Raw genomic sequence first — 544 nt, forward strand, 5'->3', positions numbered from 1 at the left:
AGATCACCCGTGCCGTCGACTCGAGCCCGAGCTTGCGGAGCAAGCGCGACCTCGTCGAGGACTTCGTCGAGTCGCTGTCGCCGCAGGTCAGGGTCGATGAGCAGTGGCAGGCGTACATCGCGGCGAAGCGCGAGGCCGAGCTTCAGGACCTTATCGAAGCACACAAGCTCAAGCCGAAGCAGACGCAGTCCTTCGTGGATGCCGCGTTCCGCGACGGTCACCTGCGTACGGCGGGAACTGAGATCACCCGCATCCTGCCACCCGTGTCACGGTTCCGCGGCGAGTCCAACCACGGCGACAAGAAGAAGCAAGTCATCGAAGCGCTCACCAGATTCTTCGAGCGGTTCCGGGGCCTTGCCTCGGAGAGTGAAGAGCCGATCGAAGCTCGTCGATAGGCTGGATCTCATCTTCATTCCGGAACAACGATCGCGGCGCTGCGAGAACGGAGACCCTTCATGGCACTGATCAGCGCAGAAGCGCTGCGTGGAGAGCTGCGCTTCGTGCTCGCGGTATTCCCCGGAGGTATTGTCTGATGACCGAGATG

1 protein-coding gene is annotated in these 544 nt (G+C 62.1%); it reads left to right on the top strand.

The genetic code is table 11. From position 1 onward, the window contains the following. Window positions 1-395 (top strand): type I restriction endonuclease subunit R, EcoR124 family (locus IG178_RS25075; protein WP_226895800.1); only part of this gene is annotated, 395 nt, incomplete at its 5' end. Window positions 396-544: the final 149 nt, after the last annotated feature.

Origin of the sequence: Neoluteolibacter marinus (assembly GCF_014904755.1) — a bacterium.
Taxonomy (GTDB): Bacteria; Verrucomicrobiota; Verrucomicrobiia; order Verrucomicrobiales; family Akkermansiaceae; genus Haloferula; species Haloferula marina.